Consider the following 22,844-nt stretch of genomic DNA (forward strand, 5'->3'; position numbering starts at 1 on the left):
TGGTAAAGAAATTTGCAAAAAATGGTCTAATTGCAAAAAAAATAGCCACTCTTTGCAGAGTGGCCATTTTATATGAGGTATTTAACCGTTCAACACTGTCAATTATACAGCTCGTTGCAACAACATTGACTTAATATGGCCAATTGCTTTTGTTGGGTTTAATCCTTTTGGACATACACTCACGCAGTTCATGATGCCGTGACAACGGAAAACACTGAACGCGTCATCAAGATCGCCCAAACGCTCGTCGGTTGCTGTATCACGGCTATCTACTAAGAACCTATAGGCATGTAACAAGCCCGCAGGCCCGATGAACTTGTCAGGATTCCACCAGAACGATGGACATGCAGTGGAACAACATGCACACAAGATACACTCATATAATCCATCTAGCTTTGCGCGGTCTTCAGGGCTTTGCAAATGCTCTCTTGCTGGCGGTTGCTTTTGATCGTTAATCAAAAACGGCTTGATTTTCTCGTATTGCGTGTAGAACTGAGACATATCAACGACAAGGTCGCGCACAACAGGCAAGCCTGGTAGTGGGCGAACAACAATTTTGCCTTTGCCTAGCGCAGATAGTGGCGTAATACATGCCAAGCCGTTTTTACCGTTCATGTTCATTCCGTCAGAGCCGCATACGCCTTCACGGCATGAGCGTCTGAACGAAAGTGACGGGTCCTTTTCTTTTAACGCAATAAGCGCGTCAAGCACCATCATGTCCTGGCCTTCTTCTACCTCAAGCTGGTAATCTTCCATGCGTGGGGCATCGTCTACATCTGGGTTATAACGATAAATTGAAAAAGTAAGTTGCATCAGATTACTCCTAATTAGTACGAACGCACTTTCGGAGGGAATGCTTCCCTCAACTTCGGTGCCATGTTTACATCACGTTTTCTCATTGAATCTGACTCTGGCAGATACACTGAGTGACATAACCAATTTTCATCATCACGCTCAGTAAAGTCGAAGCGGCTATGTGCGCCGCGGCTTTCTGTTCTAAAGTTTGCTGCCACAGCAGTGCTGTATGCAGTTTCCATTAAGTTGTCTAGCTCTAAACACTCAATACGTTGAGTATTAAAGTCGCTGCTCTTATCGTCCAAGCGAGCGTGCGCTAAGCGCTCTTTAATTTCTTTAAGCTCTTTGAGGCCTTCAGCCATCGCTTCACCTTCGCGGAATACAGAGAAGTTTAATTGCATACACTTCTGCATATCTTTCTTGATTTGAACCGGGTCTTCACCTTTACCCACTTCAGAACCTTCCCAGCGATTAAAGCGAGCCATTGCGCCTTCAAGATCTGACTCAGAAGCGTCAGATTTAATATCGATTTGATCAAGGCTCTTGCCAAGATGCAAGCCAGTTGCACGACCGAATACAACCAAATCGAGCAATGAGTTACCACCTAAGCGGTTTGCACCATGCACAGATACGCAAGCTATCTCTCCACATGCGAATAAACCATCGATTTGTGATTCGTTGCCATCTTTATCGATGCTAATTACCTGACCATCAACATTGGTAGGTATTCCACCCATCATATAGTGGCAAGTAGGAATGACAGGAATCGGCTCCTTAACAGGATCAACGTGAGCAAATGTGCGAGAAAGCTCCAAAATACCTGGTAGACGCGACTCAAGTACGTCTTTACCGAGGTGATCAAGCTTCAATTTCAAGTGAGTGCCCCAAGGACCTTCACAGCCGCGACCTTCACGAATTTCAGTCATCATCGAACGAGCAACAACATCGCGCCCGGCTAAGTCTTTAGCATTTGGTGCGTAACGTTCCATGAAGCGCTCACCGTCTTTGTTCAGCAAGTAACCACCTTCACCGCGACAACCCTCTGTCACAAGCGTACCTGCACCAGCTATACCCGTTGGGTGGAACTGCCACATTTCCATGTCTTGAACAGGAGCACCAGCGCGCATCGCCATACCAACACCGTCACCGGTATTGATGTGAGCGTTAGTAGTAGAAGCGTATATACGTCCTGCACCACCGGTCGCCAAAACAACCGCGCGTGATTTAAAGTAAACTACCTCACCGGTTTCAATATCGATAGCAGTACAACCTACTACTTGGCCTTGTTGGTTTTTCACCAAATCTAGCGCGTACCACTCACTGAATACTTTTGTTTTGTTCTTTACGTTCTGCTGATATAGAAGGTGTAACAGGGCGTGGCCGGTTCTATCTGCTGCCGCCGCTGTGCGCGCTGCTTGCTCGCCACCAAAGTTACGAGACTGACCGCCAAATGGGCGTTGATATACTTTTCCGTTTTCAAAACGAGAGAAAGGTAATCCCATATTTTCCATTTCGATAATGGCTTCTGGGCCGGTCTTACACATATATTCAATGGCTTCTTGGTCACCAATGTAATCTGACCCTTTAACGGTGTCATACATGTGCCATTCCCAGTTATCTTCATGGGAGTTACCTAACGCGACGGTAATACCGCCTTGCGCTGATACCGTGTGCGAACGGGTAGGAAACACTTTTGATAATAATGCGCAAGAGCGACCAGATTGAGAAATCTGCAGTGCCGCACGCATTCCCGCGCCGCCAGCACCAATTACTACTGCGTCAAATTCATGAACTGGTAAAGTCATCTTTAAACACCCCACAATACAAATAAGCCAACCGCAACATAAGCAAAGGCGATTAAATTCAATACAAACTGCAACGCTGCTCTTAAGCGATACGGTTTAACATAGTCAGTCAGCACCTGCCAAAGACCAACGCGCACATGCAACATAATTGCTACTAGCGCGGCAAGCGTGAATGCTTTCATATATATAGAAGAGAAGATACCCTGCCAGATCTCAAAGGTCATATTTTCGGTGGAAATAAAAACGTACACCATGTAGAACGTGAACGCAGCGATGACCGCGGCACTTGCTCTAAGGGTGACGTAATCTTGAATACCGTCGCGCTTCATTGATGCTTGATTTGTTACCACAATACCACTCCTATCACGATAGTTAATACAATCCATACGCCGATAGTGATATCAGCACTTAGGTTGCCGGACTTGAGTTCTTCCCAGTAACCCATGTCCATGACTGCATGGCGGATGCCACCGAGAATATGATAAGAAAGTGCCGATAAGGTACCTATCGCAACAATCTTACCTAGAATGCCGCCCATCACACTCTCGACAAGAGCAAAGCCTTCGGCAGATGCCAAAGAAGTGGCCCATGCCCAAATAACGAATAACAATGCAAAAAACATTGCTACGCCTGTTACTCTGTGAAGAATTGAAGCCTTGCCGGCAGATGGTAATTTGATTGTGGTTAAATCGAGATTTACTGGTCTTTGTTTTTTCACAATAAAACGCCTGTTGTTGTTTCCTTATAGAAATACCACAAAGCAAGCACTTCGAGATATTCTACTTTGGTTGTGTGTGTATTACGCATTTACACCTGTAAATGTTAACTAATTGTGAACAAGAATTTATAAAGTTATTACAAAATAACCCTTATAATTCAGGGGGTTTGAATATAACAATGCAAATCGCGAATAGCAATTAAATGTTGCATGCTAGAACTTTGGTCGTAAAGAATTCTTTATAGGCGAGTATCGATGTAGATTATAGAGAATATATATTAAGCAGATATGCATTTAAATTGACTTCACTGTGCTTTAAGTTAAGAATATCGCCACTTTTCGCACTAATTTGGACAATTTCCACCATATTGTGAACAAATTGCGCACTTTATCCGTTTAATCGGATTCCTCAACTTAGGAGAGTATTTTATGTCAGAAAAGATGGCCACATTAAAAGCAGGTGATGTCGAAATCGAGTTCCCGATTATAGAAGGAACGGAAGGACATCCAGTGATTGATGTTAGAGCACTTGGCAGCAAAGGCTACTTTACTTTCGACCCTGGTTTTATGGCAACAGGATCATGCGAATCGTCCATTACTTTTATTGATGGCGCTAAGGGCATCTTGCTCCATCGTGGTTTCTCTATTGAAGATTTAGCGCGCGACTCAGACTACATTGAAGTGTGCCACATGTTACTTCACGGCGAAAAACCAACGGAAGAAGAGTATCAAGAGTTTAAACACACCATCACGCGCCACACAATGGTGCATGAGCAGCTCAACATGTTCTTCCATGGGTTTAGAAACGACGCGCATCCAATGGCGATGCTGTGCGGCACCGTAGGCGCGCTATCATCATTTTACCATAGCGACTTAGACGTATCAGACCCAGAGCAACGCAAGCGCTCTGCACATAGACTGATTGCGAAAATGCCAACGCTTGTAGCAATGTGCTACAAATACAATGTAGGTCAGCCGTTTGTGTATCCACGCAACGATTTGAGCTACGCAGCTAACTTCCTAAACATGATGTTTTCTGTACCTGCGGAAGATTACAAAATCACGCCTGCTGTTGAGCGCGCCATGGATCGCATCTTCATTTTGCATGCTGACCACGAACAAAACGCCTCTACATCTACTGTAAGATTAGCGGGTTCATCTGGTGCTAACCCATACGCATGTATCGCAGCGGGTGTCGCTTCTCTTTGGGGGCCGGCGCACGGTGGTGCTAACGAAGCATGTTTAAAAATGCTAGAAGAAATTGGCAGCGTTGACCGTATTCCAGAGTTTATTGCTCGTGCAAAAGACAAAAACGATCCGTTCCGTCTAATGGGCTTTGGCCATCGCGTTTACAAAAACCATGATCCACGCGCAACCGTAATGCGTGAAAGCTGTCATGAAGTATTAGCTGAGCTAAACGTTGACAACCCGCTGTTAGATGTTGCAATGGAACTGGAGCGTATCGCGTTGAGTGACCCATACTTTGCTGAAAAGAAACTCTTCCCTAACGTAGATTTTTATTCAGGCATCGTGCTTAGTGCAATTGGTATTCCAACGAACATGTTTACGTGTATCTTTGCTTTAGCAAGAACGGTAGGTTGGATTTCACATTGGCACGAAATGATGAGTCAACCAGGTCAGAAAATTGGCCGTCCTCGTCAGCTATACACCGGTCACAGCAAGCGCGAATATACGCCGCTTAAAAAGTGATGGTAAAAAGATAAAGAAAAGCGCGTTTATCGCGCTTTTTTTGTTTAACATATACGTGTTTTTAACACGCGATAAAAAAGAAGAGCACCATGCATAATGCCGCAAAACTCTTAGGCTACGCCGGATTATTACCGTTTATTGGAATACCTATTCTGATTTTAACGGGGCAGATATATTACTATCAGGGATACACTTATTTCATTCAATATTCGACGATAATTCTGTCGTTTTTTGGTGGTATCCACTGGCTAGACGCATTACAAAATCGCCGTAAAAACCACCAACTATATGTGGCGATGCTACCGAGCATCGTAGGTTGGTCATCACTTGTTTTTCTAGACGGATATCTTTTGCTTAGCGTGCTTTCCATTACCTACATTGGCATGCTTATGTATGATAAATACGTATTGGCCTTGGAAAAGGATATCTTGATTGACTACACGTTTTTGCGCACCATTTTGACAACCATTGTCGTGATTTGTCACTTGTTCATGGCATCTATTTAAACCGCAAGTACCTTAGTATGATTTTAAGGTACGCGCGTTATTTTACTGCTAAGGACCTCTGATCTAGCAATGATGATACTCGCTGGCTTGCTTGTATACTGATGAATCGCGACAAAGTATTGTACCGGCAAGTGAAGATTTCGGAGATTTACCTCATTTTCACTAGCGTGATCTAGCACGCCAGGCCATAGGATACTCATATTTCCTTGACCCGGAAGCAGTTTGCAAAATGGTGTGCCATCTTCATTTAAAATACTTCGGTTAGTAAAACTTTTACCGTCTTCTTTATGCACAAACTGCACTGTGCAAAAGTAGCGATTGGCGTCGCTTTGTTCATTATCGCTTTTTATTTCATAATCAAAGCTAAGATTAATAAGGTGCTGATAACGATTACTGTCTAAGCTCTCAGTAGCAGACACATTGCTAATAGTCGCAGCACTAATACTCATTGGCTGAGGGCCTTTTTGGCATGCCGTTATCAGCAATACCATTATCACAAGCGAAACATATTTCATCTTTTAACCTTCTTTTCACTATTCACAGTGAGCAGCACTCGGGCGGATATAATGATAAGCTCAACTTGCCTAACCTGTTATAAGACTGGCCAAAAGCTCTGTCTTTTCTCTCATTAATGCAATATCAGCCTTCGATTCGACATTTAAACGAATAACCGGTTCGGTATTCGACTTTCGTAAATTAAAGCGCCAATTACCAAACTCCATACCAATGCCATCCGTCTTGTCGATGTGCTGTGCTTGAGATTCAAAGTGGGTAATGATGCGTTTAATCGTCTGCCCTGCGTCCTCTACGCGATAATTTATCTCACCAGACGATGGATACAGCCCAATACGCTCTTTGACCAACGACGATAGTGGTTTTCCTGTCGTGCACAGTAACTCTGCCACTAATAACCATGGGATCATGCCTGAATCGCAATAAGCGAAGTCCCTAAAATAATGATGAGCACTCATCTCACCACCATAAATGGCGTCTTCTTTGCGCATACGCTCTTTAATAAACGCATGCCCGGTTTTTGACTTGATGGGTTTACCACCCGCTTGCTTAACAATATCTTCAGTATTCCAATACACACGAGGGTCATAAATGATGCTAGCGCCCTTCTCTTTACTTAAAAAGGATTGAGCGAGCAGGCCTACAATGTAATACCCTTCAATAAATTCACCGGTTTCATCAAACAAAAAACATCGATCGAAATCACCGTCCCAAGCAATACCCATGTCGGCTTTGTGCGCGATAACGGCATTAGCAGTATCGTCGCGGTTCTCTGGCAACAGTGGATTAGGGATACCGTTAGGGAAGTCTCCGTCTGGCAGATGATGAACCTTTATAAACTCGATAGGAATCTGTTGGTGGGAAAATAATAGCTCCAATGCATCAATGACGTGTCCTGCAGCGCCATTGCCCGCATTAACCACACATTTCAACGGTTTTAGCTTGCGAATATTAATGTATTCACACAAATGTAAAATATAGTCGTTTACGCAGCTGACACGTTCATAAGACTTTGAGGCTAACAAACTTAAATCTTTTATGCTCGACTCGCCTTTTAAAAAAGCCTCATCGGTCACGCGCTCACCATAGGATGACAACTGCGCTTCTACGAGAGTATCGTCAAACCCTTCCGCAATTTCTTTTATAGCGTTAAGACCACTGTCGCCACTGATAGGCACAGAGCCGGCTTTAACTAATTTCATACCGTTGTAATTAATGGGGTTGTGACTTGCGGTGACTTCAATCCCGCCGTCGACGCCAAGGTGTTTGGTTGCAAAATAAATTTCTTCCGTCCCTGCCATGCCCAAATCAAACACTTTTGCGCCGCCATCGATTAACCCGGCACTTAATGCTAGCTTGAGCGGTCGCGCGGTGTGACGGACATCTGAGCCTACCACCACTGTTTTAGCGTTTAAGTAGCTCGCAAACGCTCTGCCGATGCGATACGCCACGTTTTCATCTAACTGCTCGATGAGTTCGCCGCGAATATCGTAGGCTTTAAAACATGTAATTGGCTTCATTGGATTCCTTTCTGAATTACGAATAAAGGTGCAAGCGTCAATAGTAGGTAAAAATAGTGATTTGTTCAATCGTCATGACCGATGAGCACAATAGCGCCATACAATTAAAGGGTATAGAAGCGAATTAAGAATGTGACGCATTACCCTTAATGAAAGGCAAAACGTCACATGATGGCTTATGCCAGTGCGCCAGACTGATAGTCTCTAATGGCCTGATGAATTTCCTCCTCTGTGTTCATCACGAAAGGACCATATTGAACGATGGGTTCATTAATGGGCTCACCGCTGACAAAAATCGCTTTAGACTCACAGCTTGCTTTAACCTCAATGTCGCCGTCAAACTTCAATACACCTAGCTGACCTTTTGTCAGGATTTCTGCACCGACGGATACTTCACCTTCGTACACGTATAAAAACCCATTGTGTGAAGACACCGTTGGCCACTTAATGTGAGCATCAGCTTGCAAGTGAACATCTAAAAACTGGGGCTGAATCGCTTGCGTTTTCACGGGTCCTAAAACATCGTTGAACGTGCCTGCTAGCACTCTCACCAACGCATTGTCTAGCTGTACTTCAGGGATTTTATCGGTAGGTATGTCTTGATATCCTGGTGGTGACATTTTTTCGCTCGCAGGTAAATTTACCCACAGCTGAAACCCACGCATACGGCCTTGTGTCTGCTGCGGGATTTCTTCATGAATGATGCCTTTACCCGCATTCATCCATTGTAAGCCACCGTCTTCAATCACTCCCGAATTCCCAACGGAATCTTTGTGACCCATCTTACCTTCAAGCATATAAGTCACGGTTTGAAAACCACGGTGAGGGTGCTGAGGAAAGCCAGCGATATAATCTTGGGCATCTTCTGAACCAAATTCATCGAGCATCAAAAACGGATCAAGCCTTTTTAAGCCTGGCTGTCCAAGCACCCGAGATAGCTTCACACCCGCACCGTCAGATGCAGGCATGCCGGTGGCCTTAGTCAATATTCTGGTCATCACTATACACCTCTATTGTGAGCCGATAACAAATCTTGAACAGGGCCTGTAGGCACAACCTGAGTTGGATTTATCATGGTATGGCTATAATAATAATGCCGCTTAATGTGATCAAAATTAGTGGTGTTTGCTACGCCATCCGCTTGATATAGCTCTTTCATGTAGTTAAAGATATTGGGGTAATCCGCAATTTGTCTGATATTACATTTAAAATGACCAACATATACGGGATCAAAACGAATCAAGGTGGTAAACAAGCGCCAATCTGCTTCGGTAATAACGTCTCCCACTAAATAGCGTGACTTCGCCAAAATGCCTTCCACCTTATCTAAGGCTTTAAACAAATCCGTAACCGCTTCTTGATAAGCCGCTTGTGTCGTCGCAAAGCCCGATTTATAAACACCGTTATTGATATTGTCATAGACATAATCATTAATTAACGCAATTTGTGCGTGTAGCGATTTAGGGTAATAGTCGTCGGTGTTACCGGTAATATCATTAAATGCGCTGTTGAGAATGCGAATGATGTCAGCGGATTCGTTATTCACAATTTGCCCGGATTTTTTATCAAACAACACCGGTACTGTCACTCTTGTCGTGATATCTGGCTTCACTTTAGTATAAACCTGATGCATATAGTCAAAGCCAAATAGATGGTCTTGTGTTGCGCCCTCGTATTGACCAAACTCCCAGCCGTTTTCTAGCATGTCTGGGCTCACTACGGATACTGAGATATGTTCTTCTAAGTTTTTAAGGGCTCTAAAAATTAATGTGCGATGCGCCCAAGGACATGCAAGGGACACATACAAATGATATCTGCCAGATTCTGCAGGAAATTTTGCTTCAGGGCTTGCTTCTATAATGTCTCTGAACTTAGAATCCTGACGAACAAATTTGCCATCGCTCTTTTTAGTGTCGTACCATTGGTCTTTCCACTGGCCGTCTACAAGTAATCCCATCATTTATCTCCAGTTATTTTGATAGATGAATTAAAACACTAACTTTAGTGAACGTATATTGGTATAAATCGCCTAAATCATTCAATTAAATAGAAAGGTTATATGTCTTACTCCCAACGCTTCTCAGGTTTAGTACGCTTATATGGTCAAGCTGGCCTGACAAAATTGCAGCATTCATCCGTCGTCGTGATTGGCATTGGTGGTGTGGGTGCATGGGCAGCAGAGGCCCTCGCGCGCTCTGGCGTTAACCATATTACGCTTATTGATTTAGACGACATCAACATCAGCAACGTCAATCGCCAGCTCCATGCGATGAGTTCAACGCTAAATCAAAGTAAAGTGGAAGTGATGAAAGCGCGGATATTAGACATCAACCCTGACTGCACGGTTGATGCCATTGAAGATTTTGTCACGCCTAACAACGTTCATGAATATGTAAACGACAGTGCCGATGTGGTAATTGACGCGGTAGACAGTGTTAGTGCTAAAGTGGCTATTGTGGTTCATTGCAAGCGCAACAAAATAAAACTGATTACGGTAGGTGGTGCAGGTGGGCAAATAGACCCCTTGCAAATCACCACCGGCGATCTCGCCAAGACTATTCAAGACCCGTTACTCGCAAAAGTGCGCAGCGAACTTCGACGTCATCACAACTTCTCGAGCAACCCGAAAAGACGTTTTGCTGTGGAAGCGATATATTCTACCGAACAATTACGCTATCCCAGCGATAACGGCACTGTATCGTTTGAAAAAACAGGCGCGCAAGGGAGCGGTAAGATGGACTGCGCCACAGGATTTGGAGCCTTCGTAGGCGTTACCGCAAGTTTTGGAATGATAGCGGCTACCCGCGCAATTGCCCACCTAATCTCTACAACATCCTAAACAGCGGCCTTTGTGGCTAGTCGATGTTTTCGCACGTCATAGACAAGTGAGATAGATAACCAAATACCAATAAGCGTAAACAATAAGACTGAATTCTCCGCCATCGACATGACTTGTTCGCTCAGTACTGCAGTGCCAGCAATCAATAATAAATAATAAGGAAGGTTCAGTAAGCCAGCGAGCCAAACCACGCGAAACGATTTGCCATTAGCGCCCTGTGAGAACATAAAAAAGGCCAACGAATTAATATGAATCATCGCGAGTAACAAATGACGAAGTTTGGTCTCGGTTTCTATTTCATCTTTATTTTTGAGGTTTTTACCCAAAAAATAATTGATAATTGACCCTAAGGTTGCGGCTAATACCATCGCCACGGTGAGATAAACTACGTCGGTCGCAGTAGGCTTTGCCCCAATCACTAATAAAACAGCGAAAAACTGGCCTGGAAAGTAGAAACCAACATAGATGATGGACTCTAATAAGATAATGAAGAATATTACCAGATAGAAACCTTCATCTAGCGCACCTTCAAGCTTTTCAAGGATCTGCAAACCCGGTGGAATAACATCATAATTGACCAAAAGCGTGATTACGGTTAAGGCAATAAGGGCAGTCAGCGGTAAATAAGAAGCAAATTTCATAAGGTGCAGTATAGTAAAGGCTTATATAAAGATTACAGGTAAACCCTTAGAAAAGATTAATTTTCATAATTACGAATAATTAACTTACTATGGCGGGTCTTATTTCAATATGATTGTGATTTTATGAGGAACTGAGCCTTTGTATCGTCCTAAAACAACCTTGGAACAGTGGCGTATTTTACAGGCAGTTGTCGATTTCGGTGGCTATGCCCAAGCCGCTGATGCGCTCAATAAATCGCAATCTTCGCTGAACCATGCGGTTGCAAAATTGCAGTCGATGTTGGGTGTGCAGCTCCTAGAAGTCATTGGTAGAAAGGCTGTTTTAACTGCGGCTGGAGAGGTAATGTTGCGCCGCTCTAGAAACTTAACGCAAAACGTAGAATCCCTCGAATTGTTAGCCGTAAATATCCATCAAGACTGGGAGCCTGAGATCATCGTGGCGGTAGATTTAGCCTATCCAAGGGATGCATTATTCCCCGTTTTAAAAGCATTTTTACCTCAATCTCGCGGCAGCCGCGTAAAAATAAAAGACACGGTCTTAACCGGTACAGAAGATGCTATCTTAAATCATGAAGCGCATCTGGCGATTAATATGTCCATCCCAGTGGGGTTTTTAGGCGAACCGCTATGTCATGTTAGCTTCGTACCGGTGTGTCATCCCACCCACGAGCTGGCGCAAATTGAGGGAGAAATTGATCCTACGACCCTCGCGCAACACTTGCAGGTCGTTATTGCCGATACCTCCAGCAAACCCTCTGAAAAAAGTGGTTGGCTCAAATCCGAAAATAGGTGGACAGTTAGCCAGTTTGATACGGCAATTGACTTACTGCAGCATAACGTTGGCTTTTGTTGGCTTCCAACCCACAAAGTATCAAAATATATCGACGCCGGCGAGCTTGTGACCTTAAAAGTGCGTGGTAGCCAGTTTAAACAAATGACCGCATTTTTGATTTGTCCTACCCCCGATGATAAAGGTCCAGGTACTGAGCTTCTTGAAAATCTTATTTTACAACACCGGCAAATTGATCTACCTTCACCCTAGCATTGTTCATCGAAAGGAAAGTCATGTTACAACAAGAGCTTGATACACTCATGCAAGAAACAGCAGAAGATGCGGTGAAAACATCACAAGAGCAGTTTGGCATCAGTTTGGATTATTCTGCAGCAAGCATTGATCAGGTCGATGCTACCATCACCCGTTTTGTAAAAGAGTTCCCGAGCCAGTCTTTAGAAAACAAAGCTATCTTTACGATCTGCAACATGTACGGCGCATATATCGGAGAAGTCTTCAAGGAGCTTGCCGGAGGTCAATGGCACTACGACACCTCAGCCCCCGAAGCGCCCACTATTTTTCTGAAAATCAAAGACAAATCCTATGCCTTTGCCGGCGTATGCTACGATAAACTCGTCAAAAATCCTGATATTCAAGTGGGCGAGTATTTTCAAAAAGCGCTAGCGGCTAATACCAACTAGGCTCGCATCAGTGTTCACGTACCCAGTCATTGACAATGTCGCGCATATGGCGGCTTTTCATTGCATACACTAAACCAATGAGTGCAATAAGAATTGAGAACCCATGAGTGGCAGAAAAAGCAAAGTGGATGCGAGATAAAATACCAAGTTGCACGCTTATATCAGCCAATAATGCGACGACAAATAACATTACTAATGGTTTAAATAGCCACATTCGCTCGCTGCGCCATATCTTATTACGCTGACTTAACAATATCAGTACCACTAGCGCTGGCAATACCGGCAATAACGACCAATAAAAATCATATTTCGACGGATAGAATAAGGTCATCATGCGGCTACTATCTTCACGAAACGACAGTGAAATAATCAATAGCAAAAAGCCTCTGCAAACAAATAATAAGAATGCGTAGAGCAATAAGGGCGGTTTTAACCGCCCTGCTTCATCGTAATGGTGTAGAGGAAACTTTAAAGGCATGGCTATCTATCTTGTCTAATGACCGTGAAACGTAGCGCCTTTCTTTTTAAACAACAGCGTCATGCGGTCGCTCTCACCAATGGCAAGCATGGCTTCTCGCATCTGTGGATCATCGGCTGAACCATTTAAGCTTGGCGGTAGTCGCCACACAACATCGTTTGATGTGGGTTTATCTAACGCATTTGCATTAATCTCGGAGAGCGCGACTAACTCAAAACCTGCACTTTCAAATGCCTTAATCACGCTAGACTGTTTAAGGTAGCCGGCGCCGCCTGATGCCCATGTCTCATCTGCATCCTCAGGCGCTCTGTGCTGAACTACGCCCACTAAACCATCAGCGTTTAATAGCTCAAAAGCAGCTGTAATCGCCTCGGTCATCGTTCCTGCTTGCTCTTCAAAACGCGCTAAATTATGTAACGCGCGGACAAATAACACTCGGTCTAACGTGCCCTTTATATCATCGGGTACGGTTGCAAAGGTAAATCCTCGACTCGCAATACCGTTGTCAGACAAATCTGCTACCATGTCCGGAAATTCAGCGGTACGTGCCGACATTTCAGCGATTCTCTCAGGCGTAAAAAAGCCGAATAACGGCCACATAGACTCATTGTAGTTGATGCCGTACAAAGCCCCTTCGGCGCCAAGGTAATTGGCTAATATTTCAGAGTACCAGCCGCCTCCCGGTAGCGCTTCTGCAACTTTCATACCTGGCTCAACATGGAAAAATGATAAGGTTTGCACAGGCCGACGGCTAGCATCGCGTGCTCGTTTATCGGCATCTCTGTCTAGCACTACGCCAGCAAGTTTTTGATTGCCATCGTGCGCCTGCACATTTGCTAACATTGATGCGGTCATTAATGAACTTGCTATCAACACACTCGGTGCCCATTTTTTTACTGCCTGTAAGACTGTCGCCATAATTTGGACTCTTCCTATTTATGTTTTGAAAATTTCAAACGCCGTTACGCTATTATAGACAGCCTTAAGCGGTTTCGCGTGCATTATTTAAGGCCTTTTCATGTCCTAAGTGTGCAGCGCACAGAATTAATGTTGCCCAAAATAAATCAAGCTGAATTATCCACCCAATTCATTTATACTACGCGCCTTTAAATTTGTGCATTTTTTAAGCTAGGTAGACAATGACCGTTAAACAATTCGACCCTAAACAGACCACCACGCTCAAATCACCGAGTAACGCATTGGGCGAAATGGCTAAGCAAAGCTCAGAGCATGGCGAATTAATTGATGTCAGAATGCAAGAAAGCGGCGCTAAAATCGGCTTTGTCAGTTTAGGTTGCCCTAAAAACCTAGTGGATTCTGAGCGCATTTTAACCCAGCTTCGCACCGAAGGTTACGATGTCGTTCCTACCTACAACGACGCCGAACTTGTGATTGTAAACACCTGCGGTTTTATTGATTCGGCAGTGCAAGAATCCTTAGACACCATTGGAGAAGCGTTAGCTGAAAATGGCAAGGTGATCGTAACAGGTTGCTTAGGCATCAAAGAAGATGAAATTCGTGAAGTGCACCCCAACGTACTTTCTATCACAGGCCCTCATGCTTATGAGGAAGTGGTGTCGCAAGTTCATGAACACCTTCCAAAGCCAGTACACAATCCGTTTTTGCATTTGGTGCCCGATCACGGTATCAAACTGACCCCAAAGCACTTTGCATACTTGAAAATATCAGAAGGTTGTAACCACCGCTGCACATTTTGCATCATCCCATCAATGCGCGGCGATTTGGTCAGCCGTCCGGTAGGTGATGTACTAGGCGAGGCCAAACGATTAAAAGCCGCGGGCGTTAATGAATTGCTCGTGATCTCACAAGATACCAGTGCATATGGGGTCGATGTTAAATACAAAACCGATTTCTGGGATGGCATGCCGGTGAAAACCCACATGCAGCAGTTGTGTGAACAACTAGGTAAACTGGATATTTGGGTACGCTTGCATTATGTATATCCTTATCCCCATGTCGATGACCTTATCCCCCTCATGGCGCAAGGTAAAATACTCCCGTATTTAGATATTCCATTTCAGCATGCCAGTAAACGTATTTTACGATTGATGAAACGCCCTGGCAGCGCAGATAGAACCGTTGAGCGCATTCGCAAATGGCGCGAGATCTGTCCAGACTTGGTCATCCGCTCAACCTTTATCGTTGGCTTCCCCGGTGAAACCGAAGAAGAATTCGAAGAGTTACTTACCTTCTTGCGAGAAGCTCAGTTAGACCGCGTAGGTTGCTTTAAATATTCTCCCGTAAAAGGCGCCACCGCAAACGCTCTGCCAGGACACGTGAGTGAAGATGTCAAAGAATCTCGCCTGCAACGCTTTATGCAAGTGCAGTCTGAAATCAGCTACCAGCGCCTACAGGCAAAAATTGGTAATGAATACAACGTTGTCATCGACAACATCGATAGCGAAGGCGCTACCGCAAGAAGCTTTGGTGAAGCCCCTGAAATAGACGGCATTATTCATATAAACGACGTTCATGACCTGACAGTGGGTCAACGCGTATGGGTTGAAATTATCCATACTGATGAGCACGATATGTGGGCGGTGTTAAGCGAAGAACAAGACGCTTAACCAATATATACAAGGCATCTAAGTGTCACAAAAAATCACGTTACTTGATGGCGGTATGGGACAAGAGCTTTTAAGTCGAAGCACTCGGCCCGTCACTAGCCTTTGGTCGGCCGACATCATGTTAAATGAACCTGAACTGGTGCGCGACCTTCACAGTGACTTTATAAAAAGTGGCGCGCGCGTCATCACGTTAAATACCTATACAGCCACACCAGAGCGTTTAACCCGTGAAAACGAAATGGCAAATATTGGCAAGCTGCATCAGTCAGCCATGCGCGCCGCCCTTGATGCAAGAGATAACGCTATGTGCGACGGTGTGCGCATTGCCGGCTGTTTACCTCCACTAGTGGCAAGCTATCGGCCAGAGGTGTCATTGTCGTTTGACCAAGCCCTACCAAGCTATCAACGTCTAGTTGCGCTACAAGAGCCTGCGAGCGACCTCTTTATATGTGAAACCATGGCCACGATTGCTGAAGCCTCTGCAGCTTGTCATGCAGCGCGTGATGCAGGCAAATCCATTTGGGTTGCATTCACTGTCAGCGATACCGATGCTGGTGCACTGCGCAGTGGCGAATCAGTGCAAGATGCGGTGAACGCGGTTCAACAATATAAACCTGAGGCAATCCTGCTCAATTGTAGTCAGCCAGAAGCCGTTGATGCGTCATGGCGCGGGTTATCGCTGGCAACGCAAGCGATTGGCGCGTATGCAAACGGTTTTAAATCGGTCAGTGATTTGCATCCCGGTGGAACCGTTGAAAACATGGAAACGCGCGAAGACTTAGGCCCATCCCGATACGCAAAACATGCCCTTAACTGGATCAAAAACGGTGCTTCTATCGTGGGTGGATGCTGTGAAATAGGCCCAAAACATATTGCATATCTGCACCAAGCGCTGTTGGCGCAAGGGTATGAATTAAGTTAGGTCTGTTGCATCACCCGATGCAAACGGCGGTTCTATCCACGATACTAGGCGCCCGGCGCAAAGCCCCTTTACTGAGCGTTTAGCTTCGCAAGATCTTCTGGCGTGTCTACACCATGTGGTGGCGCGTCAACCGCTTGTGCGACATGAATCGAATAGCCGTGCTCTAACACGCGCAATTGCTCCAATGACTCGCAGTACTCCAGTGCACTGCTGCGCATCTGACCAAACTTAGTCACAAACTCAGCGCGGTATCCATAAATACCAATGTGACGAAAATAATCATAAGACAACTTTTCAAGCGTCAAGCCATGACTCTCACTGACTTTCATGTCTGCGCGTGGATAAGGAATTGGCGCGCGAGAAAAATAAAGCGCTTTGTTATGCTCATCTTTAACCACTTTCACAATATTCGGATTCAGCACATCTTCAGGTAAGGTAATGGGAAAACACAAGGTGGCCATGGGGTAATGCGTAAACTGAGCGAGGTTATCGGCGACCTGGCGAATATTGGTGGGCGGAATAAAGGGTTCATCACCCTGTACGTTAATAACAATCTCTTGATTATCGATTTTTCGCAGTTCAATCACCTCTGCAATACGCGTTGTACCCGAGTCATGATCAGAGGATGTCATGCATACGTCTGCACCAAATCCTTGGGCGGCTTGTTCTATTGAAGCATCGTCTGTGGCCACAATCACTTGCCGCGCACCCGCTTCTAAAGCGCGTTCATATACATGTTGGATCATCGGCTTGCCCTGAATAAGCGCCAAGGGTTTGCCGGGGAATCGACTCGATGCAAAGCGAGCAGGAATAACAACGGTAAAATCAGTCATGTGCTTTGACCGATTCAAATTCTTCAGCACTCATGGTGCGGCTTTCGCTTTCTAAAAGCACAGGAATACCGTCTTCTATGGCATAGGCTAAGCGGTCAAATCGACACACTAGCTCTTGCTTTACCGGCGTATTTTCATCAGTTGAATCAGACGGCACATCATGCAGTACAAGCTGGCCTTTACATGTTGGGCAAGCGAGAATGTCTAAAAGCTTTTTATTAAATGCCATCTTCAGTCCTTATTGGATAATTACCACGTGGGTGGGTGTGCATATTATACATCTAGTTTTGCACACATATACTCATAAAATGTTTTCGGCAGCTTTGCGTCAACCCGAAGGTACCAAGCGTTTTGTTCCGCAAACGAGGCGCATTTTACGGCATCTTTTTCGGTCATCAAAACGAAGTCTGCCTTGGGCATGTCAGTGGGCTTAAATTGATGATGGTCAGCAAAGGCCAAGCTCTCACTGACTTCAATGCCCGAGGCATTTAAAGTATCAAAGAAGCGCTGTGGATGCCCTATTCCGGCTAATGCAACAACCCTAGCCTCGCTCGAAAACAGACTCAAGCCTTGCGCCAGGCTGATTTGCTCATGGGTTTTAACGTTAACCCAAGCACTGGGCAATAGCTGCATTTGAGCGATATCGGTAGATACCTTGCTAAGTGCCGCCTGCGTGTGGGGTTGTTCCCCATTATACACAATGTAATCGACGCTATTTAACCGAGCAACAGACTCTCTTAGCGGTCCCATAGGCAACAAATACCCATTACCCACGCCGCGCCCATCCATTACGCAAAGCTCAATATCTCTTTGCAAGGCGTAGTGTTGCAAACCGTCATCGCACAATAACACTTGTGCGTGGGTATGCTGCTCAATAAACGCAGCGCCTCTGGCGCGTTTAGGGTCAATCACCACAGGGATATTTAAGCGCCTAGCAATCAGTGCAGGCTCATCACCAACATCGTGCGGGTCATCATCACCTTGCAGTAAATATGGAAACTGTGTTTGAGTACCGCCATATCCACGCAATAGCACCGCACACGAAACACCTTTAGATAATAAGTGTTCGGCTAGTGCGATAACGGTAGGTGTTTTACCATTACCACCCACCGAAATATTGCCCACAATAACGACTTTGAGCGAGCTTTTGTAACTTGGCAACACATGCAGTTTAAACAGCAGGCGACGCAAATGGCTCAGAGTATAAAACAACATCGTGAATGGCAGTAGCACCCATACCCAAGCCCTGCCCTTATACCATGCGTACTGCAAAGACATATAGTGACTTAACCTGAAAACTGCATTTTATGAAGCTGCGCATACATACCGTCTGCATCGAGCAAGCTTTGGTGGGTCCCTGTCTCAATAATCTCACCATCTTCCACGACCAAAATAATATCCGCCGACTCAATCGTAGAGAGACGATGGGCAACCACGATGCTGGTGCGGGTCTTTTGCAATTCGTCGAGCGCAGATTGAATAAATTTCTCTGACTCGGTATCAAGTGCCGAAGTGGCCTCGTCTAATATGAGAATCGGGGCATCTGCCAGTATCGCGCGTGCAATGGCAATACGTTGGCGCTGACCACCTGAAAGCATTAGGCCATTTTCGCCGACTAAGGTATCGAAACCCTCCGACTGTTTGGCGACAAAATCGGTGACGTGTGCAATATCAGCCGCCCGAATAATATCATCACGGCTCACCTCACCTTCTTTTCCGTAGGCGATATTGTTAGCGATGGTATCGTTAAATAGGGTGACCTGCTGCGAAACCAAGGCAAACTGCTTCCTTAGGCTACGCAGTTTGATGTCTTGAATATTATGTCCATCAATACTAATCACGCCCTCGTTGGGCGCATAAAAACGGGTTAACAAGTTTGAGAGCGTGGACTTTCCGCTACCAGATCGCCCTACAAGGGCAACAGTTTGGCCGGGTTTGACGTTGAGGTTTACACGCTTCAGCGCAGGCTCTTTTTTAGTAGGATAGGTAAACGTGACGTTTTCAAAACTAATCTGACCGCTGGCTTTATCGAGTTCTATAACGCCGTTATCTTGCTCATCTTGATTGTCGAGTATTTCAAAAATACTCGCGCACGCGGCCATTCCTTTTTGAAATTCAGTATTCACCGTGGTTAGCTGCTTTAATGGCTTAAGTAGCATCACCATACACACTACAACATTAATAAATATTCCTGCGGTGAGCTTTTCAATCATCGCCGGTGTACTCGAAGCAAATAAAACAAAGGCCAAGGCAACAGAAGCGATAATTTGAATGCTCGATACGCTGAGTATTTGCGAGGTCACTAACTTCATTGTTTGTAAGCGGTTTTGATTGTTGCGCTGTGCAAAACGTTCAGATTCTAGCGCTTGCCCGTCGTGCATTAACACCACTTTATGACCTTTCACGGCCTGCTCAATAGACGTGGTCAATGAACCCATGGCCTGCTGTATAGCCTGACTTACCTTTCTAAATCGCTTGCTCACAAAAGATACAATGACGGCCACTAGCGGTCCAATCAATAAAAATATCAGCGACAGTTCCCAAGAATAGTAGAACATCGCCCCTAACAATCCAATCACCAGCACCCCTTCCCGAACAAGGGTTAACAACGCTTTTCCAGAGGCGTGTCGTACTTGCTCTGTGTCATAAATGATTTTAGAAATGAGCGTTCCGCTGCTGTTGTGATCGTGAAATTCAATGGGCAAGTGTATGTATTTTTCAAACAACTCTTGGCGCATTTTCATCACGATTTTTGTGCCAATGTATTCTAGGGTATATGAACCCATGAAATTAAAAATACCGCGCAGCACAAATAACGGCACAATAAAGTAGGCCGCCATTTGCAAATAGGCATAGTTACCGTTGTTTAAACTATCGTCGATTAAGGGTTGCAGCTGCATAAATACGAAGGTATCTACTGACGAATATCCCACCATGCCTAAAATCGCCACAGCGAATAATACTTTGAAGGGCTTTAAGTATGTTAGAAAGCGTCGAATGATAGGCTTATTAACAGCGCGCTCCTGAGATACTGAACTATCTATTGACTGTTGCTCCGTCAGACTCATTTTACTCCAAAATACAATAATGTAGGGCGCTTATACTGATTAGAACGCGCTCGCTTTACTTAATGGCGAAAGTATACCGATGTATCTTACTTTTCGCTAATCCGGAGTTTTATAATACCATCGATTATACATATCGTCTCTGTAGGTGCGCATGCGTACTTCATTCTCGCCTAATGCAAACTCAACTGCACCTTGCTTACCTGTTTGCACTGTATAGCTTCCTTGTTGCACGTAGCGATTAAAAACATCGCGATGGGGATGTCCCCAACGGTTGGCATACCCTGCAGTAAAAACCACATATTGGGGTGAGACTGCATTTACGAATGCAGGTGTCGACGATGAATTGCTTCCATGGTGAGGTGCAATCAGTATATCTGCCTTAAGATCAGCTTCGCTAGCCACTAAGGAGGCCTCGACCGATTGTTCAATATCGCCAGCAAACAAAATACGATGGCCATTTACATGCAGCATAATAACGCAACTATGGTTATTTTCATGCCCGCTTTGCGGTGACAGTGGCCAAATAATATCCGCTGTAATATCGTCTTGAAAAAAGCGCTTAGAACGCACACACGCGTCCGCAGGCGTATATATGTTATTGATAGCGATACTATCTTTTAAGGCTTGTAGCCCGCCAGCATGATCATTATCTAAATGGCTTAAAAATAATGTATCGATTTGGATCATGCCGGTTTGCTTGAAATACGGCAGCAATACCGACTCTGCCATCGAAAACCCAGATGGAAACGCAGGCCCTGTATCGAAAAGCATCACGGTGTTTTTGTGTTTCAATAACGCTGATGTACCCTGCCCTACATCAAACACCAGTAGCTTGCTCGTCGGATCACGACTCCCCGTTAGCGAGCATACAAAGGCAAGCCCGAACAAGACAATTAGCATGCGTTTTTGTGGCCAAAACGGTGTGAGTACCAATAAAGTTACTATCACAAGCAGCAACATGTGATACGAATTTAAAGAAGGTATTAGCGTGATATGTGGAAAGGACTCATGAAACACAGCGACGGCCTGCTCACTTAACATACTGACGCCATGCATGACTTTGAGGGCTGCGAACATTGCCAGGTTTGCGAATTCATATAGCCACACATAGGGCAGTCCCAACAACATAAAAAAGCTGCCTAACAAACATAGCGGCACCAGCACTAAACTCACCCATGGCACAAGGAGAAGGTTCGCAAACAGCGCAAAAATAGGCAGCTGACCAAATATAAAAAATGTAATAGGTGCGGTAATCAGCGATAACCATATCTGTAAATAGGCTGTGTAGCGAAAGACAGTCCAAACATTTTGCTTTTTAGGCAGCGGGTATCGCCAAGTGAATGCCCAAATACTCAGCACGGCTAAAAAACTAAACCAGAAACTTACGCTTAAGATTGAAAAGGGAAATAGCACAAAAAAGATGACCAACAATCGCAAAAAAATACTCGATAACCGCCAATATGCTTGCACCAACGTCAGATACGCCAATAACATAAATGAAATAAGCGCTCGCAGTACGGGCACTTGAAAGCCTGCTAGATAAGCATATACAACGCATAACACGCACGCGCCTAGTAGGGTGAATTTACTAATGTGAATTTGACGCAAGCCCCCTACATAAGAACCAAGGGCTACTGGTCGACGAAGCAGTAACAAGATATAACCGCTCACAATCCCTAAATGCATTCCAGATATGGCAAATAGATGCGCCGTGCCGGTCACTTGTAACAACGCCCAATCGTCGTCACTCAAATCCCCTCTGTAACCAAAGCTAAGGGCTTGTAACCATCGCCCTTGCTCAAGCGACAAGCTATCGAGTGTATTAATACTCTGCTGTCTTAAGCTGATTGCATCGTTTAATAATGCATTGCTTACGCTTGTAATAACCGCGCCCGTTGCAACAATATTATGACTGGCTAACCACGTTTGATAATGAAAAGAATGTGGATTTGCCGCGCCGTGGGGGGCTTTTAGTTTAACTAATAAACGATACTTGTGACCTTGCTGCGGGTGAAATTGAGGGGCATGCCAAGACAATCTTACTTCAGGTGAACGCATTGTAGTATGCTTTCCTATTTTCGTTAGGCGCATCGTAAAACGAACGGGAGCAGCGAGGTTTTGACCTTCAGCGATATCTGACGGTGGAGATGAGGCGCTAACAACAACGCCTTCAATGATTACATTTTGTTGGAAGACTGAACTATCGATTTGGCCGCTGTCATACCAATGTCCCATGGAAGCTGCCCAAGCAAACCCGAATAATGCCCCCAGCATAACTGCCGATAACGAATAAATAAGCATCAGCACAATTAATACAATGGTCATAATTATCAGTGAAACATCAGGTAAATTAGGCCATAATGCGCTGGTTAAAAAAATGCTGATAAAAGCGGTAGCCGCTTTGTCTATGGAAGTCACTTAGGCCTCATTGTGTA

23 protein-coding genes are annotated in these 22,844 nt (G+C 44.9%); 7 read left to right on the forward strand and 16 right to left on the reverse strand.

The genetic code is table 11. The features are described from left to right. Nucleotides 1–102: 102 nt before the first annotated feature. The 4 genes from KJ365_RS13925 to sdhC are packed head-to-tail and all read right to left on the reverse strand — an operon-like array spanning nt 103 to nt 3,318. Nucleotides 103–813, reverse strand: coding sequence for a succinate dehydrogenase iron-sulfur subunit (locus tag KJ365_RS13925; RefSeq protein WP_214452289.1), 711 nt, complete (start codon nt 811–813; stop codon nt 103–105). Nucleotides 814–827: 14 nt separating this feature from the next. Then, the gene (gene sdhA, locus KJ365_RS13930; RefSeq protein WP_214452290.1) at nt 828–2,600 is read right to left on the reverse strand and encodes a succinate dehydrogenase flavoprotein subunit; all 1,773 of its coding nucleotides are present in this window, start codon (nt 2,598–2,600) and stop codon (nt 828–830) included. Between the two features lie 2 nt (nt 2,601–2,602). Further along, nucleotides 2,603–2,950 carry a succinate dehydrogenase, hydrophobic membrane anchor protein gene (gene sdhD, locus KJ365_RS13935; protein ID WP_214452291.1) on the reverse strand — a complete coding sequence of 116 codons (348 nt, stop codon included), beginning with the start codon at nt 2,948–2,950 and terminating at the stop codon, nt 2,603–2,605. Next, nucleotides 2,944–3,318, reverse strand: coding sequence for a succinate dehydrogenase, cytochrome b556 subunit (gene sdhC / locus KJ365_RS13940; RefSeq protein ID WP_214452292.1), 375 nt, complete (start codon nt 3,316–3,318; stop codon nt 2,944–2,946). Before sdhC ends, sdhD begins: the two co-directional genes overlap by 7 nt. 429 nt (nt 3,319–3,747) lie before the next feature. On the opposite strand from sdhC, the gene KJ365_RS13945 reads away from it, so the two are divergent. Next, nucleotides 3,748–5,028 (forward strand): citrate synthase, encoded by a 1,281-nt coding sequence (locus KJ365_RS13945; protein ID WP_214452293.1) that lies wholly within the window; start codon nt 3,748–3,750, stop codon nt 5,026–5,028. A gap of 89 nt (nt 5,029–5,117) precedes the next feature. Next, nucleotides 5,118–5,534, forward strand: a complete 417-nt coding sequence (locus tag KJ365_RS13950) for a DUF3429 domain-containing protein (RefSeq protein WP_214452294.1) — start codon at nt 5,118–5,120, stop codon at nt 5,532–5,534. A 23-nt stretch (nt 5,535–5,557) separates the two neighbouring features. Here the strand turns inward: KJ365_RS13950 and KJ365_RS13955 are convergent, their stop codons facing one another. The 4 genes from KJ365_RS13955 to KJ365_RS13970 form a co-directional block, all read right to left on the reverse strand. Next, on the reverse strand, nt 5,558–6,049 hold the full coding sequence (locus KJ365_RS13955; RefSeq protein ID WP_214452295.1) for a hypothetical protein: 492 nt from the start codon (nt 6,047–6,049) through the stop codon (nt 5,558–5,560). Between the two features lie 69 nt (nt 6,050–6,118). After that, nucleotides 6,119–7,567, reverse strand: coding sequence for a phosphohexomutase domain-containing protein (locus KJ365_RS13960; protein WP_214452296.1), 1,449 nt, complete (start codon nt 7,565–7,567; stop codon nt 6,119–6,121). A 176-nt stretch (nt 7,568–7,743) separates the two neighbouring features. Beyond that, entirely contained in the window at nt 7,744–8,565 is an 822-nt protein-coding gene (locus KJ365_RS13965) for a pirin family protein (protein WP_214452297.1), read from the reverse strand. Between the two features lie 2 nt (nt 8,566–8,567). Next, nucleotides 8,568–9,524, reverse strand: a complete 957-nt coding sequence (locus tag KJ365_RS13970; protein ID WP_214452443.1) for a glutathione S-transferase family protein — start codon at nt 9,522–9,524, stop codon at nt 8,568–8,570. 102 nt (nt 9,525–9,626) lie between these two features. Between KJ365_RS13970 and tcdA the strand changes: the two genes are divergently transcribed. Further along, nucleotides 9,627–10,406 carry a tRNA cyclic N6-threonylcarbamoyladenosine(37) synthase TcdA gene (gene tcdA / locus KJ365_RS13975; protein WP_214452298.1) on the forward strand — a complete coding sequence of 260 codons (780 nt, stop codon included), beginning with the start codon at nt 9,627–9,629 and terminating at the stop codon, nt 10,404–10,406. Here tcdA and KJ365_RS13980 read toward each other — a convergent pair. Further along, nucleotides 10,403–11,047 (reverse strand): SNARE-associated domain-containing protein, encoded by a 645-nt coding sequence (locus tag KJ365_RS13980; RefSeq protein WP_214452299.1) that lies wholly within the window; start codon nt 11,045–11,047, stop codon nt 10,403–10,405. The genes tcdA and KJ365_RS13980 overlap by 4 nt on opposite strands. Before the next feature lie 139 nt (nt 11,048–11,186). On the opposite strand from KJ365_RS13980, the gene KJ365_RS13985 reads away from it, so the two are divergent. Both KJ365_RS13985 and KJ365_RS13990 read left to right on the forward strand, forming a co-directional pair. Further along, nucleotides 11,187–12,089, forward strand: a complete 903-nt coding sequence (locus KJ365_RS13985) for a LysR family transcriptional regulator (RefSeq protein ID WP_214452300.1) — start codon at nt 11,187–11,189, stop codon at nt 12,087–12,089. Between the two features lie 23 nt (nt 12,090–12,112). Further along, nucleotides 12,113–12,520 carry a hypothetical protein gene (locus tag KJ365_RS13990; RefSeq protein ID WP_214452301.1) on the forward strand — a complete coding sequence of 136 codons (408 nt, stop codon included), beginning with the start codon at nt 12,113–12,115 and terminating at the stop codon, nt 12,518–12,520. Nucleotides 12,521–12,527: 7 nt separating this feature from the next. On the opposite strand, the gene KJ365_RS13995 is transcribed toward KJ365_RS13990, so the two are convergent. Then, entirely contained in the window at nt 12,528–12,998 is a 471-nt protein-coding gene (locus tag KJ365_RS13995; protein WP_214452302.1) for a DUF2919 family protein, read from the reverse strand. Nucleotides 12,999–13,013: 15 nt separating this feature from the next. Further along, complete coding sequence (locus KJ365_RS14000) at nt 13,014–13,916, reverse strand: class I SAM-dependent methyltransferase (protein WP_214452303.1); 903 nt, start codon at nt 13,914–13,916, stop codon at nt 13,014–13,016. A gap of 221 nt (nt 13,917–14,137) precedes the next feature. Here KJ365_RS14000 and rimO point away from each other — a divergent pair, with 221 nt between their 5' ends. After that, complete coding sequence (gene rimO, locus KJ365_RS14005; RefSeq protein WP_214452304.1) at nt 14,138–15,586, forward strand: 30S ribosomal protein S12 methylthiotransferase RimO; 1,449 nt, start codon at nt 14,138–14,140, stop codon at nt 15,584–15,586. A gap of 22 nt (nt 15,587–15,608) precedes the next feature. After that, nucleotides 15,609–16,508, forward strand: coding sequence for a homocysteine S-methyltransferase family protein (locus KJ365_RS14010; protein WP_352109417.1), 900 nt, complete (start codon nt 15,609–15,611; stop codon nt 16,506–16,508). Between the two features lie 68 nt (nt 16,509–16,576). Here the strand turns inward: KJ365_RS14010 and kdsB are convergent, their stop codons facing one another. From kdsB to KJ365_RS14035, 5 genes are all read right to left on the reverse strand, one after another. Further along, a complete protein-coding gene (gene kdsB / locus KJ365_RS14015) occupies nt 16,577–17,341 on the reverse strand; it encodes a 3-deoxy-manno-octulosonate cytidylyltransferase (protein ID WP_214452305.1) in 765 nt (254 codons plus the stop codon). Continuing rightward, nucleotides 17,334–17,570: a Trm112 family protein gene (locus KJ365_RS14020; protein WP_214452306.1), complete on the reverse strand. Its 237-nt coding sequence runs from the start codon at nt 17,568–17,570 to the stop codon at nt 17,334–17,336. Before KJ365_RS14020 ends, kdsB begins: the two co-directional genes overlap by 8 nt. 44 nt (nt 17,571–17,614) lie before the next feature. After that, entirely contained in the window at nt 17,615–18,619 is a 1,005-nt protein-coding gene (gene lpxK / locus KJ365_RS14025; protein WP_214452307.1) for a tetraacyldisaccharide 4'-kinase, read from the reverse strand. A gap of 8 nt (nt 18,620–18,627) precedes the next feature. Next, the gene (gene msbA / locus KJ365_RS14030; RefSeq protein ID WP_214452308.1) at nt 18,628–20,409 is read right to left on the reverse strand and encodes a lipid A export permease/ATP-binding protein MsbA; all 1,782 of its coding nucleotides are present in this window, start codon (nt 20,407–20,409) and stop codon (nt 18,628–18,630) included. Between the two features lie 96 nt (nt 20,410–20,505). Then, entirely contained in the window at nt 20,506–22,827 is a 2,322-nt protein-coding gene (locus KJ365_RS14035) for a DNA internalization-related competence protein ComEC/Rec2 (protein WP_214452309.1), read from the reverse strand. Nucleotides 22,828–22,844 lie beyond the last annotated feature (17 nt).

The organism is Glaciecola sp. XM2 (assembly GCF_018595715.1).
Lineage (GTDB): Bacteria > Pseudomonadota > Gammaproteobacteria > Enterobacterales > Alteromonadaceae > Glaciecola.